The sequence below is a fragment of the Metabacillus bambusae genome (assembly GCF_017497975.1).
GTDB classification, from domain to species: domain Bacteria; phylum Bacillota; class Bacilli; order Bacillales; family Bacillaceae; genus Metabacillus; species Metabacillus bambusae.
On record NZ_JAGDEL010000001.1, the window covers coordinates 271625 to 285689 of the forward strand.

The 14065-nt window shown below is 34.6% G+C and carries 16 protein-coding genes; 4 read left to right on the forward strand and 12 right to left on the reverse strand.

Annotated features, from left to right (window positions below; translation table 11 throughout):
* Positions 1 to 19 precede the first annotated feature (19 nt).
* Positions 20 to 643 carry a trimeric intracellular cation channel family protein gene (locus I7822_RS01225; RefSeq protein ID WP_207974970.1) on the forward strand — a complete coding sequence of 208 codons (624 nt, stop codon included), beginning with the start codon at positions 20 to 22 and terminating at the stop codon, positions 641 to 643.
* A gap of 235 nt (positions 644 to 878) precedes the next feature.
* On the opposite strand, the gene I7822_RS01230 is transcribed toward I7822_RS01225, so the two are convergent.
* Positions 879 to 1217 (reverse strand): hypothetical protein, encoded by a 339-nt coding sequence (locus I7822_RS01230; protein WP_207974971.1) that lies wholly within the window; start codon positions 1215 to 1217, stop codon positions 879 to 881.
* A gap of 446 nt (positions 1218 to 1663) precedes the next feature.
* On the opposite strand from I7822_RS01230, the gene I7822_RS01235 reads away from it, so the two are divergent.
* A complete protein-coding gene (locus I7822_RS01235; protein ID WP_207974972.1) occupies positions 1664 to 2050 on the forward strand; it encodes a hypothetical protein in 387 nt (128 codons plus the stop codon).
* A 156-nt stretch (positions 2051 to 2206) separates the two neighbouring features.
* Here I7822_RS01235 and I7822_RS01240 read toward each other — a convergent pair whose 3' ends face one another.
* The 4 genes from I7822_RS01240 to miaA all read right to left on the reverse strand — a co-directional run bounded on the left by I7822_RS01240 (position 2207) and on the right by miaA (position 5327).
* The gene (locus I7822_RS01240; RefSeq protein WP_207974973.1) at positions 2207 to 2542 is read right to left on the reverse strand and encodes a hypothetical protein; all 336 of its coding nucleotides are present in this window, start codon (positions 2540 to 2542) and stop codon (positions 2207 to 2209) included.
* A 316-nt stretch (positions 2543 to 2858) separates the two neighbouring features.
* A complete protein-coding gene (gene spoVK / locus I7822_RS01245) occupies positions 2859 to 3827 on the reverse strand; it encodes a stage V sporulation protein K (protein WP_207974974.1) in 969 nt (322 codons plus the stop codon).
* A 298-nt stretch (positions 3828 to 4125) separates the two neighbouring features.
* Positions 4126 to 4350, reverse strand: a complete 225-nt coding sequence (hfq, locus tag I7822_RS01250) for an RNA chaperone Hfq (RefSeq protein ID WP_207974975.1) — start codon at positions 4348 to 4350, stop codon at positions 4126 to 4128.
* A gap of 38 nt (positions 4351 to 4388) precedes the next feature.
* Positions 4389 to 5327, reverse strand: a complete 939-nt coding sequence (gene miaA, locus I7822_RS01255) for a tRNA (adenosine(37)-N6)-dimethylallyltransferase MiaA (RefSeq protein ID WP_207974976.1) — start codon at positions 5325 to 5327, stop codon at positions 4389 to 4391.
* Between the two features lie 723 nt (positions 5328 to 6050).
* On the opposite strand from miaA, the gene I7822_RS01260 reads away from it, so the two are divergent.
* Entirely contained in the window at positions 6051 to 6875 is an 825-nt protein-coding gene (locus I7822_RS01260; RefSeq protein ID WP_207974977.1) for a class I SAM-dependent methyltransferase, read from the forward strand.
* Positions 6876 to 7622: 747 nt separating this feature from the next.
* On the opposite strand, the gene I7822_RS01265 is transcribed toward I7822_RS01260, so the two are convergent.
* The 5 genes from I7822_RS01265 to I7822_RS01285 all read right to left on the reverse strand — a co-directional run bounded on the left by I7822_RS01265 (position 7623) and on the right by I7822_RS01285 (position 10056).
* Entirely contained in the window at positions 7623 to 7802 is a 180-nt protein-coding gene (locus I7822_RS01265) for a hypothetical protein (RefSeq protein ID WP_207974978.1), read from the reverse strand.
* Complete coding sequence (locus tag I7822_RS01270) at positions 7777 to 8004, reverse strand: cyclophilin-like fold protein (protein WP_207974979.1); 228 nt, start codon at positions 8002 to 8004, stop codon at positions 7777 to 7779. The genes I7822_RS01265 and I7822_RS01270 overlap by 26 nt, the downstream gene beginning before the upstream one ends.
* Before the next feature lie 83 nt (positions 8005 to 8087).
* Positions 8088 to 8501, reverse strand: coding sequence for a cupin domain-containing protein (locus tag I7822_RS01275; protein WP_207974980.1), 414 nt, complete (start codon positions 8499 to 8501; stop codon positions 8088 to 8090).
* Between the two features lie 34 nt (positions 8502 to 8535).
* Positions 8536 to 9282 carry an SDR family oxidoreductase gene (locus tag I7822_RS01280; RefSeq protein ID WP_207974981.1) on the reverse strand — a complete coding sequence of 249 codons (747 nt, stop codon included), beginning with the start codon at positions 9280 to 9282 and terminating at the stop codon, positions 8536 to 8538.
* Positions 9283 to 9300: 18 nt separating this feature from the next.
* The gene (locus I7822_RS01285) at positions 9301 to 10056 is read right to left on the reverse strand and encodes a carboxymuconolactone decarboxylase family protein (protein WP_207974982.1); all 756 of its coding nucleotides are present in this window, start codon (positions 10054 to 10056) and stop codon (positions 9301 to 9303) included.
* A gap of 223 nt (positions 10057 to 10279) precedes the next feature.
* On the opposite strand from I7822_RS01285, the gene I7822_RS01290 reads away from it, so the two are divergent.
* Entirely contained in the window at positions 10280 to 10825 is a 546-nt protein-coding gene (locus I7822_RS01290; protein WP_207974983.1) for a TetR/AcrR family transcriptional regulator, read from the forward strand.
* Positions 10826 to 11290: 465 nt separating this feature from the next.
* Here the strand turns inward: I7822_RS01290 and I7822_RS01295 are convergent, their stop codons facing one another.
* Both I7822_RS01295 and mutL read right to left on the reverse strand, forming a co-directional pair.
* Positions 11291 to 11884 carry an SMI1/KNR4 family protein gene (locus tag I7822_RS01295; RefSeq protein WP_207974984.1) on the reverse strand — a complete coding sequence of 198 codons (594 nt, stop codon included), beginning with the start codon at positions 11882 to 11884 and terminating at the stop codon, positions 11291 to 11293.
* A gap of 253 nt (positions 11885 to 12137) precedes the next feature.
* Positions 12138 to 14051, reverse strand: coding sequence for a DNA mismatch repair endonuclease MutL (mutL, locus tag I7822_RS01300; protein ID WP_207974985.1), 1914 nt, complete (start codon positions 14049 to 14051; stop codon positions 12138 to 12140).
* Positions 14052 to 14065: the final 14 nt, after the last annotated feature.

The following is a 14065-nucleotide window of genomic DNA, read 5'->3' on the forward strand; positions in this document are numbered from 1 at the left end:
CATGGAGGTTTCAGGTGATATGACATGGGAAGTATTAAGTATTATCGGAACGATTGCTTTTGCAATAAGCGGAGCAATTGTAGCAATGGAAGAGGAGTATGATATTTTAGGGATATATATATTAGGTATTGTCACAGCATTTGGTGGCGGTGCAATTCGGAATCTTTTAATTGGGGTTCCGGTCACTGCATTATGGGAGCAAGGGGTACTCTTTCAAATTGCTCTTTTTGCGATGACAACTGTATTTCTTTTCCCGCATAGTTTATTAAAGCATTGGCATAAATGGGGTAACTTGACTGATGCCATCGGTCTTTCTGCCTTTGCCATCCAGGGAGCACTTTATGCGGTGAACATGGGTCATCCAACAAGTGCCGTTGTAGTTGCAGCTGTCCTAACCGGAAGTGGCGGAGGGATTGTTAGAGATTTACTAGCTGGTCGTAAACCATTAGTACTTCGAGCTGAGATCTATGCATTTTGGGCAATCATTGCTGGGCTTCTCATCGGTTTTGAAGTTGTCAAACAACCTATTGAATTATATATATTATTCGTTGGAATCGTTGTACTCCGCGTATTTTCCTACACGTATAATTGGAAATTACCTAATCGGAGTTTACAAACATTATCAAAAGAACAATCATTATAGAAATATGCCATAATATTAATAACCTAAGATTTAGGAGAAGAACAACTTATTTGTTGTTCTTTTTGTTTATCGTTTTTTAACAATTTTAATACAACGATAATATTATTATGTAAACTTAATCGATGATAGAATACATTTTTTTGATATTACAATTAGATGCAAATGCATAATGAATGCATTACTTTTTCAAATAAAAAAAGAAACACGGACGACTGTGTCATGTTTCTTTTTTTCATTAGCTAATTTTTTGAAGTGAATGTCTTGATTGGTTTACTTTACATTTAATATACGTCTGAGTTGTATCAAACATATCCGCAACGTACAATGTTGCTCCATAGTAAGTTTTTTCATGGGACATTTCTTTATCCACTATATAATCATATATTGTTGCTTCTATATCATTAAAAAACGGTAGGATTTTTTGATTACTTGCTAGAATTTGATAAAGCTGTGTTATGAGAAACGGGCTTTTGTCAAATTTTTCCTGTAATTGATCAATAACATATTCGTTAAGTGACAATTCATTTTCAACAAGATATTTAAGCTCTTCTAAAAATAATTTGTTATCACTCATCCTGATCACTCCCTCTTATACATTGTATTTTATCATCGTCACAAGAGAAATGAAAGCGTTATCAATGGTGATTTCTATAGCTTTTTTCGAATGAAAAGTATGAGTTTAATGCTATTTATATATGACTCTATATATTTATTCATTTCAATCTATAAACAATAAAGAAATATATACTAATCTTTGTTCATTACATTGTTACTTCACAGAATTGTTGGGATAAATACAAGCTATCTCATTATTATCGTTATGTATTTTTATATATTTCTGCCAATTACTTTGCACGTAAATATAATGTAATTAGCAATATAGTTTGTTTTTCACGCTCTCCGTTCTAAGCCGTATTCTTTGATTGAGATTTTTTTACGCCCTTTTGCAATATAGCCTCACGGTTTAATAAGAAAAGAATAAGTTATAATGAACGATCCTTTGAAAGGTGTGAGTGATTCGTGAAATGGAAAAATTATGGGTTATGGGTGTCAATTGCATCTGTTTTATATATGGTCATTAATGATCTAGGGTATCAGATTGATTTAACACGATGGGACACATATGTTACTGCAATATTAGGTATATTGGTTGCTTTAGGGGTTATTTCAAACCCTGAAAGTGGTAAGGGATTTTTCAATGCAAAAATACCAGCTGATCATGTTCCTACAAATGAAAATGATTCTACTAATGATACCACTAATGGGAATAATGAAGCATCACAAAACGAAGCAATAACCAACTCAGAAAGTCCACAAGATTACTCAGATCATTTAGTTAATTCGTCAGATAATCAAACATCCGAAGAAATAACACCTTATCGTAGATATCCACCAGATGAAAGGTGAAAATCACAAGTACCTTAATAAACAAGAGATCATTTATTAAGCTGCAGTGTTGTTGCAAAACTCAAAACTCAGTTAAAAAATATATATTTATTCTAAAAAAGGGTATAACTCATTTTTATCATTTGAGTTATACCCTTCTCACTTCTACATCATCATTTATTCAAGTTTCTCGATCTTCACAAGCCCACCAATATGATTTTCAGATTCAACATATGCTAATATTTTATCCTTCACATGAATGTTATCTTCAATAGGATACTTCACATTTTTACGATTAAAATAAATTTTAGTTGTCCCATCAAGAGATTGACCATAATAGTCATTTCCATTTATTTCAGTAATGACATAGGTAAAGGTTTTATATGAATCTAGCATTTCCGCATCTTTTGTTGGTTGATTTGTTTCTAGTTTTTCAGATGGGTTCCATAAGTAAATACCAAGTACAAGTAGCACGCTAAGTAGGATGAAGAGAGTGATTAGTTTTCCTTTCATTTTTACCTCCAAAAATATAAATCTGATATATCTTGTATGACGAACGAGTCAAAAAAAGAACGGCTAATGACGAGAATTAGAATTTTTTACAGTACAATAACAAAGGCTCAGGGCGCCTTGAACAGCCCCGACGCTCAGGAATAGAAGGTGTTTTATACCTTCTATTCCTGAGTGGCTGTAGACCTAAGATGGGCTCAGCGCTGGAGTTGGATGTCAAAGCGCTTATACACAGTATTGAAGTTTCCAATTAAACGACGATAAAAAGGTGACTGTCTCTTTGTTGAGTCAGCCACCTTTTATCCATTACAGCCCTTCGTTAATTTGACTTTTCATCTGTTAACACAAGATCTTGACCCTTAATTGTTAAAAGATCTTCACGATTATATTTATCTGTAAGTAATAAACGCATTGCTTGAGAACGAATTGATTTCTCTATGATATTTCTTACATATCGGCCATTACTAAATTTTGCTGGGGGTGTCATCGTTTTAACGTTCATTAAATGTTCCCTTAGTTTTATTACTGCTTCATCATTAAAGCGATATTCCCGCTCAGACATCATACGATCAGATATCTCCATTAGATCATCTACTGAATAATCAGGAAAATCTACAACTAATGGAAATCTTGACAATAGTCCGGGATTAAGAGATAAAAAGTTTTCCATTTCTCTTGGATAACCCGCGAGGATTAATACAAAATCATGTTGCTTATCCTCCATATGTTTTACTAACGTATCAATTGCTTCTTTACCAAAATCTTTTTCCCCACCTCTAGCAAGTGAATAGGCTTCGTCAATAAATAAGATGCCACCTAGTGCTTTTTTTATGAGATCTCGGGTTTTTTGAGCCGTATGCCCGATATATTCTCCTACGAGATCAGCTCTCTCAGCTTCAATTAAATGCCCTTTTGACAGGACATTCATTTGAAAAAACAATTTACCAACTAATCTTGCTACCGTTGTCTTACCAGTTCCTGGATTCCCCTTAAACATCATATGGAGGGCTTGCTTTCCAGCCTTTAAACCTTGCTCCTCACGTTTTTTATTAATAAAAATCCAAGCATATATTTCTTTTATCATTTGTTTCATTTCATTCATTCCTACAAGGGAACTCATTTCGGCTTCTATTTCTTTTAAAATCGTATGCTTTCCTTCTACTTTTGGGATTTTTAAATCATAGGAGGATGAGCTTACTTTATCATCGATTTTTTCATTAGATTGATTATTTAATATGATGTTAATCTGTCCATTTGTTTTATAAGTGACTGCTCGATCTCTTTCCAAAGATGTTCACCTCACAATCTGAAACTATTTATACTTAGGCTTTTTACTAATAAACTATGATGTACTTCCATAATGTCGCTTTCAATCTTCGACAATCGTGATGAAAATGCAAGAAAGGTGTTGTATTTTGCGCTTTCCCAAGAAATATTCATTCCTTTATTTATATTCATTTATTAGAAATTTACCACCATAGTAGTAACTTTTTTAGGAGTATTGATAACTTAAAAGTTAAGAATGAGTATGTGGGGGAAATAGAAATGGAGCTGACGATACTAATCATCAGCTCCATTTCTATTTTTTATTCAAGCACTAATTGTATATTTTTTTGTGGTGAAAAAGTAGAGATTGCATGTTTATAAATAAGTTGTTGTTTACCTTCTGTTTCTAAAAGAACTGTAAAGTTATCAAAGCCCTTAACTAGGCCTCTTAATTGAAATCCATTTAGTAAAAATACAGTTACAAAAGTACCATCCTTACGTAATTGATTAAGAAATTGATCTTGAATGTTGATAGTTTGTTTCATGTTTCGTCCTCCTCTTTTCTCTATACCTTTTAATTCGATTAATCTTGAAGCTTTCCTGCAATATATGTAAAAATTTCATCAACCATTTTATCATGCTTGATTGGTGGGGTCATGTCAAACCATTTGACATCCATCTTGTTTCGAAACCAAGTCAACTGACGTTTTGCATATCTTCTTGAATTTTGCTTTAACAATTGTATCGCATCAGTATATGTTATTTTTCCATCAAAATAGTCATATAACTCCTTATAACCAATCGCTTGAATCGCTTGTGTATTACGGATACCTTGATTATAAAGTTGCTTAACCTCTTCAATTAAGCCTTGGTTAACCATAAGATCAACTCGTTGGTTGATGCGGTCATACAACACTTCTCGATCCATTGTTAATCCAATTAATGCTACATCATAAAGCAGTTCCTGTTCTTGACTACTTATGTATTCAGACATCGTTTTGTTTGTACAGTGATAAATCTCAAGGGCTCGAATCACCCTTCTACTATTATTTGGATGAATTTTACTTGCTGCTTCAGGATCGATTTCTTCAAGTATTTGATGAAGCGCTAGTTCGCCCTTTTCCATTAGCTCCTTTTCAAGCCTAGACCTAAATTCAGGATCTGATGGGTTTTCTGTAAATTGATAATCATATAAAACAGATTGTATATATAAGCCTGTACCTCCAACAATCATTGGTGTTTTCCCTTTATTGGTAATATCCTCAATTAAAGGACGGACAGTCGCCTGAAATTCAGCTACAGAATAATCTTCATCAGGATTTTTTATATCAATTAAATGATGAGGTATACCATTCATTTCATCTTCATTAATCTTTGCTGTACCGATATCCATATTCTTATAAATTTGCATTGAATCACCACTAATAACTTCACCATTAAGGCGATGAGCTAAATCAATGCTTAGTTTTGTTTTTCCAACTGCTGTTGGACCAATGATGACGACGAGTTTCCTTTTCTCCACTTAAAACCACTCTTTCACAACAGATAGATTCTACGTTCATCATCTTATCATGTGAACTACATGAACACCATATTATTGTTTCCTTTTTAATCTAATTGTAAACATTTTGTATGTAAAACACTTCCTTTTAATGCAATGATTACTATTTTTGAATTAAAGAGAAATATCACCCAAATTGTTTTAGTGATAATTTCTATCTATGCTGTTTACATAATAATATTATGCAACTGATCATTATAAAAAACATCTTATTTGTAGTGTTGATTTTATAAAAAGTTAAAACGTGAAATCCTATGTGACTTCACGTTTTAAGCAAAATTTGATTTACCTTTAGTACCTAGTATTGGAACCCATTACCGTGATAACCTAAATTCTCTTATTTTGTTTTTTTACATGGTCAACTAGCTTGATGTATTTTAATAACAAGTCTAATGGCCAGAATAAACTAATCAGGACGACCTCATGACGCTTTAACTCATTGACTTTATATACTGAATACACTACACCAATCATCATATAAATCAGAAGTATAAGCATAAGGATGTTCCTTTCCCTTTTTGTTATAGTATTCAATAATTCGTATTTGGTTCTCCAAAGAAAGGAAGCATTTTATACAGAACCTGTCAGTTTGAGAAGTTTTAAAGAGATGAATAAAGAATTTATTAACGAAACTCCACCATTATTGAAGTTTAGTTTCTAAAAAGAAAATAATAGATAGGGTTGATGGTAATAGTGAATGGACATATACGAAATAATGTGAATCGATTTGAGGGGTTCGGGACACTATATGATGAAAATCGGCCTATACCACCTCAAGATATTGTGGGGATCGTAAAAAAATACTTACGAAGACAACCTCAAACTGTTTTAGATGTGGGCTGTGGCACTGGTCTTTCTACATTTTTATGGGTAAATGAAGCTGACTCCATCATTGGGTTCGAGCCAAATGATGACATGAGAAATGTGGCACTTGCAAAATTGCAAGTGCTTGATCGGCCATCAAACATTCAATTTTTAAAAGGCTTGTCACATCAATTAAAGATGCCAACAGAATCTGCTGACGTCGTGACATGTTCGCAATCCTTTCATTGGATGGATCCACACAGTACATTGCAAGAATTTTCCCGTGTCCTTCGTCATGGAGGAGTATTCGCTGCTTACGATTGCGACTGGCCACCTACCTTTGACTGGTTAATTGAGGAACAATACAAACAATTAATTTCGCTTACCAATGAGAAATTAATAAATTTGACTGAAAAGGACGAACAACCTTACAGATGGAATAAGTCTGAGCATCTACAGAAATTTCGTGAGTCAAACCTATTTCGTTTTTCAAAGGAAATTGTCTTTCATCATTGGGAAAAATGTGATGCAACACGATATGCAAATATTGCTTTTAGCAATGGCGGTTTACAAACCGCGCTACAATTGGGCGCTGACGACTTGCATGAAGCAGTTAATGATTTCAAAAAACAAGTGAAAGAGTCATTTGCTGGTGAAATGTGTGACGTACTATTTAGCTATCGGATGCGATTGGCAGTTAAATAACATAAAATGAACAAAAGCGATAGCGCCTTGAACAGCCTCGGGCAAATAAGACGCTCATGAATAGAAGGTGTTTTTTACCTTCAATTCATGAGTGGCTGTATGTAGACCCAAGAGGGGCTAGTCGCTGGAGCTGGATGCCCAGCACTTATCCACAGTACTAGAATTTTATAATTTCGCTAGACAACAAAAAAGCGTTAAATAAGAAATAACTTCTTATTTAACGCTTTGATTATTACAATATTAATCACTAGTTTTCTTATATAACCCGTTTAATTATCCACTTTAACGAACGTTCATTCTGTTTCGATCCTTGAATTTTTTCTTCTATTATAATATAAATCTTATAATAGTCTTCCGTAGAATTTTAACGCCAAATGGACAAAAGATGGTCATTCTTGTGGTCACCTTTTATTTTGAGGTCAAATCGCCCCTCAATATGGACTCTCTTGAAAAGAAGATGTTACTACAAATGATTGTTAAAAGGACTGATTTAGATAAAATCGGAGATCGACCAGTAGTTGACAGTTTGGTTATAACCGACATCAAATTTTATTAAAAGACCTATACTTATTTCTTCTTCAACTAACTGGCAGTTTAGTTTAAGTACAATTCTTCACAAAGTTATTGAAAAGTCGTTTTTCCTAAAACAACTACACATCATCACCAAAAAGGTAGCCTTTTTGAGACTACTTTTATATATGTTGCTTCAAAGTGGAATTAAGTCCAAGATAAAATCAGCAAATAAAGCTATTTAGCCAATTCCACAGTAAGCTTAATTGTATTTCCAAGGCTTTTAATCACTGATAAATCTCCGTCTATTCGCCCTAATGTAATCATATTTTCATAACTCCCGGAAACTTCTTCGCCATCAAAAAGGATGCTAAAGTAGCTCCCAGCAAGATCAATGTCTCCATTTTTTCCAACCATTATGTTTATCTTTTTCATCATATTCAAACCGGTCATCCATCACACCACAGTAATCATATTCATAACGATTTAGTGTAATGGTATAAGGAAGTCTGGAAATCAAATCCTGAGCTGCCTTACTATTATTCAGTGTTGCAGGAATCACCGTGTCTCCAACAGTTAAGGTAACGGCTGTACCAGTTTCATTTACATGTTTATCCAATGTTGTTTCCTCCCTTTCGGTTGTATAATCGCGAATAACTAACGCATCGAATTCTTTGATTCGATGCGTTAATTGTTTACAATTTATTTAGTTACATTTTCATATACTTCGTCTGAAACAGGTTCCAACCATTCCGGTGTACCTGCAGTGATTGCAATATGTTCAAACCAACTATCTTTTGCGGCACCATGCCAGTGCTTCACACCATCGTGAGTGACAATAACATCGCCAGTTTTTAAGAATTGAGCAGGTTTTCCTTCTTCTTGGTACCAACCTTCGCCACCAGTTACTAATAAAATTTGAAATCCATCACGATGGATATGCCAGTTATTTCGGCATCCCGGTTCAAAGGTCACATTCCCAACACCAACACTCACTTTAGGATCAGCAATTAATGTTTTCAGATAACTTTGTCCCACAAAAAATTGTGCATATGCTTCATTTTTTTCGCCCACTGGGAAAATAACGCCATTTTTTACTTCTTCATGTTTTGCCATAATTAATTCCTCCAATAAACTTTATTTTTTATGATTAACCAACTTGAACTGTTGGACGAATAATCATTTCATTAATGGCAACATCGGATGGTTGCTCAATGGCAAATGCAATTGCACGAGCAATGCGGACAGCATCAATTGCCACTTGGTAAAATTCATCTAAACCTGCTTTCATCGTTGGGTCTGACGTAGTTTCTAATAATTCACTGCTGACAGCCCCAGGAGAAATATTTGTCATACGGATATTAGTGCCACTCATCGCTTCTTCTTGACGCAAGCCTTCAGAAATGGCTCTTACTGCAAATTTAGTGCCACAATATACCGTTCCACCTGGGTAGATGTTATGTCCAGCTACCGATGAAAGATTGATAACATGACCGGATTTGCGTTCTCTCATAGATGGAACGATAGCAGCGATGGCATACAAAACACCTTTGATGTTGACATCGATCATCTTATCCCACTCATCAACTTTATTTTCAGCAAGAAAAGCTTGTGGCATGATTCCAGCATTGTTGACTAATACATCGATTTTTCCAAATTCTTTAAGAGCATATTCAGCTAGTTCTACCATCTGATGACGGGAAGTTACATCTGTTACTTTATAAATTGCTTTTCCGCCACTGGTTTGAATCTCATCTTGTAATTTCTTTAAACGGTCTTCACGACGAGCTGCGAGTACCAACTTTGCACCTTTAGACGCAAGTTCTTTTGCAGTAGCTTCTCCAATCCCAGAAGAAGCACCCGTAATAATGACAACTTTATCTTGAATATTTGACATAATAAATAACACCCTTTCTTAAATTTCATGAATAATTTCGTTAACGCTAGCTAATGCGTTCAGTGTTCTCGGAAAGCCCATATATGGAAGGCAGTGGGTGATAGCGGTGATCAATGTTTCCTTATCATTGCCCACATTTTTGTTACCCTGCACGTGTGCCTTCACTTGACCTTCAGCGCCACCCAATGCACTTATAATACAAAGTGTCAACAACTCCCGTGTTTTCAAATCAAGTCCACCACGGGTATAGAAGTCTCCGAAGCAAAAAGCCGAAAGATAATCCTGAATATGCTTTTGGTTTGCCGGGGCATTTTCCCGCATTTTTGCGATTGTCTCACCAAATATCTCTACCTGCACTGCAAGCCCTTTATCAAAACGATTATCTTCATCTACAGTCTTTTGGCTTTCGATTGGTAAAGCGATATTCTTCGCTTTGAAAACCTCATTGACTTCATTTATGGCATTCAGTGTTTTAGGGAATCCAATGTACGGAACACACTGGTAAACAGCCTCTTTAATTTCTACAGGTGTTAGCCCAACATTCAGTGCGGCACTAACATGTGCTTTTAGCTGCGGCAACGTCTGATTGGTTGAAAGAACAACCAGGGTGATCAACTCACGCTGTTTGTCATTCAAATTACCTTGATAAAAAACTTCCCCAAAAATGAAATCGCTAAGAATGTCCTGAAAATCAGGATCGGTAGCATATGCGGCAGTTACTCCCGCACCAAATAGCTGGTTGAACTTTTCCTTGCTCTTTTCAATACGGTCCATAACTAAACCTCCTCTTTTAATTTAATTAACTCTTCTATTATTTCGAGGCTAGTAAAATTTGATGTATTAGCAAATCGCATGTTGATGCGTTATCGCACATCTGTGTATAATATAAAATGAAAAGAGGATGACTGCAACAATCAAAATGCCGTGATTTGTGCGTTACTGCACAAGTTGATTAAAATTGTGCGATAACTTTTAAGAAAGCTTGGTGATTACTACAATGTCTAGGGTGGATAGAAGAGTACAAAAATCTCAAGAAGCAATAAAAAATGCTTTTATTGAACTACTGTCTGAAAATAGTTTTGATCATATTACGATACAAGATATTTCCGACAGGGCAAATGTCGGTCGAAGAACCATTTATGACCATTACATGGATAAATATGATCTTCTGGAAAAGCTCATTGAAGAACATATTAACGAACTAAAGAAACTGTGCGAATCGGCATCTGAATTGGATTTTGTTGAGGGAAATCTGATTTGGTTTGAATATTTTGAACATAATTATTCATTCTTTTCAACAATACTAGCGAGTAAAGGGGCCCCTGCTTTTCGGAATCATTTCCTAGAATTTGTAATCGAGGAGTTGGAGGGTGAAGTAGATGTAACCGAAGGAAAAAATCAAGGATTAAGTAAAGATTTAATTCTTAAATTTTTTGGAGCTGCCATCGTAGAGATAGTAATAGCGTGGATCACCAATGGATTATCTGAACCAACTCAAGTCGTGGCAGAACAAGTAGGGATTTTGTTAGATAGGAATTTATAGTTAGAGAATAGTTTTACAAATACAACGAAGATTGTGAAGGAATATACTTAAACAAACGGGGGCGTTAGTTTAACAAGAAAATAATTATTCATTGTCCTATTATCTTGACAGAATGTCTTGTCTAGATAACTTGTCTAGATAACTTGTCTAGATAATAGGACTCTAAATAGGGTTATTTTTATTTTTCCTTCTATTACATGTACTCTTTTTTAGATAAAAAAAGAAATAGCCTTACTTAATCAATTGTAAGAGTATTTCTTTTAAGTTATTATTTAACATTACTTAATTCTACTGTTATTTCTCCATCATGATAAAAATCTATTACATAACCTGCTTCAATAATATACATAAAAGTTTCTGATCCAACTGCTTAATATCATCTAATACTTGAAGTGAATTTTGTAAGTTAGTTTTTATTCCAAAACTATCTGTATAATTCCAAAGATTTAATAGATTAAATGCGGATTAATCATTAAGTAAATCCTCATCTAACCAAATTTCCACATCATTAAGGTCTACTTCTTCTGCAATTTTATCATTTATTTTTAATGAGTTTAAAAAGTTTAAAAAACTATTACTAATAATTTCTATATTTTCGTAATAAGAATTTATATCAGTATCGGAATTTATTTCACCTATCATTTTCCTAGCTTCTAATTCATTTTCATGATACCAAAGGAAGACCCCTTCATTGGTTTCTTCTTTCACACCTATGCATACTTGGTCACCATTTGGCCGCTCTCCAATCGGTATAAGATTCTGTGGCATTCTAAATAAAAATGTTTCGATTTGCGCAGTAAGGTTATTATTACCAGTTAAGCAATAGAGCTCATTTAGTATAAATTCTGAATTTTCAATATTAAATGAAACTGCATCTGAAAAAAAGCCATTATTACATAATAATAGGAAACACTTATAACTTTCAGGTAAAAATAAATTGTATTTTTCTTCAATTCCCTGCATAAGATTTAATTTTTCTTTAAATGAATCATTATCTGATATATCAAGTTTAAATTTAGATAATATAGATAATATATCTTTTTCATACTCTGTATACATTTTAATATCCTCCTCTTAAATCTGATGCAGAACCAATAAGGTTGTGTCCGAAAGATTAGGTCAAGCTAATATTACAATTACTTTAGAAAAGTACAGTCATGTTACACCAAATATACAGAATGAATCTACAGAAAATTTTTCAAAAGCACTAAAAAAAACGAGCACTGAGCAATGAATGTGGTCGTTTTGTGGTCAAATCATTATAAAATAAGGGTAAAACACTTTTGTTTCAAGCACTTTACCCTCAGATAAATTACATAACCCGCTTAAACATCTTCTCCATCTCATAAGTTGAGTAATGAACAATAATCGGACGTCCATGTGGACAAGTAAACGGATCTGACGTTTTTCTTAAGGTTTCAAGTAAAGCAAAGATCTCATCGTTACGTAAATGATGGTTTGCCTTAATTGAAGCTTTACAGCTCATCATAATGGCTGCCTCTTCGCGAAGTTTTTTAATATCGATTTTTTTCTCTTCAAGGACTTGTTGAATAACCTCTTCAATTGTTGTCGCTTCATCACCCCTTGGGAACCATTGTGGGTGTGATCTGACAATATAGCTATTACGACCAAATGGTTCTAGGAAAATACCAACCTTGGCGAGAGTGTCAATGTGTGCTTCGATGATCATTGCTTCATCGTTCGAATATTCAAAAGTTAATGGTACTAATAGCTCTTGAACCTCTGAATGGATTTCTCCGACTTTTTCACGGTAAAACTCATATTTTATTCGTTCCTGGGCAGCGTGTTGATCAATGATAAAGAGGCCACGTTCATTTTGGGCTAAAATGTAGGTTCCGTGCATTTGTCCGATTGGATACAATGGTGGAACCCGCTCACTTAAGGAATTAGTTTCTTTTACTTCTTCTTTACTATATGAGGCATCCTCAACTAGTACTTCATCTTCAGACGGTAGATCCCATTGTTGAGATGGTTCTTCTTGTTCAACCTCTTCAAATGGATCCATTTCAGCTTCTGTAGCCTGCACCTCAATAGTAGCAGGTATTTGAGTAGCTATGGTTTCAAATGGTTTTTCTTTTACAATGGTCGGATGCTTAAAAGGATTATTCAATTTTTGTTCCTGAGATGAAATCTCTGATGAATGATCAAATGTAAATTGTTGCTGTTCATCGGTTGTTTTTACCCTTTGTGCCCTAGGAGTTTCAACAGATGGAATGAGTTGTTGCTGTCTAAATACATCGCGAATCCCTTTTGTTATTAGTTCATTTAATTCAGCTTCTTTACTTAATCTAACCTCTAGCTTTGAAGGATGAACATTGACATCAACAAGGATTGGATCCATTCTTATTTCTAAGAAAACGATTGGAAAACGTCCAATCGGCAGCAATGTGTGATAGCCTTGTTGAATGGCTTTTACAAGTGGGTAGTTTTTAATAAAACGCCCATTAATAATTGTCGAGATATAGTTTCGAGATGCTCTTGTTATTTCAGGAAGTGCCACATAGCCATTCACTTCGAAATCAAGAGACTCTAACGATATCTTTTTCATTTTTTTAGCAATTGACATACCATAAATCGCAGCCAATACTTGTCGTACATCACCATTTCCATTCGTGTGTAAGAGCTTTTTGCCATTATGAACGAGACGAATTGATACATGTGGATGAGCTAAGGATATGCGATTCACAATGTCTGTGATGTTACCTAGCTCTGTATGAACGGTTTTCATATATTTCAAGCGTGCTGGTGTATTAAAAAATAAATTTCTAACCGTAATGTCCGTACCCTTTCGGCTAGCTGTTGATTCATGTTTTTCCATTTTCCCACCGGTTAAAACGAGGTTTGTTCCCGCACCACTACCCGTGCTCGTTTTCATATCAAGCATTGAAACAGAGGCGATACTCGGTAAAGCCTCTCCTCTAAACCCCAATGTTCTAATTCGAAAGAGATCATTTTCATCTTTAATCTTACTTGTGGCATGACGATGAAAAGCATTTAGGCAATCATCTTGTTCAATTCCATCACCATTATCAAGAATTCTTATTTTACCTAAGCCCGCTTCTTCAATCTCAATTTCTACAATTGTGCTATTAGCATCAATCGCATTCTCTAATAGCTCTTTTACAACCGAAGCTGGTCGTTCAACAACCTCACCTGCGGCAATTTTATTTGATAGCTGGTCATCGAGGCGAATAATTTTTCCCAAGAATTTCACCGCCC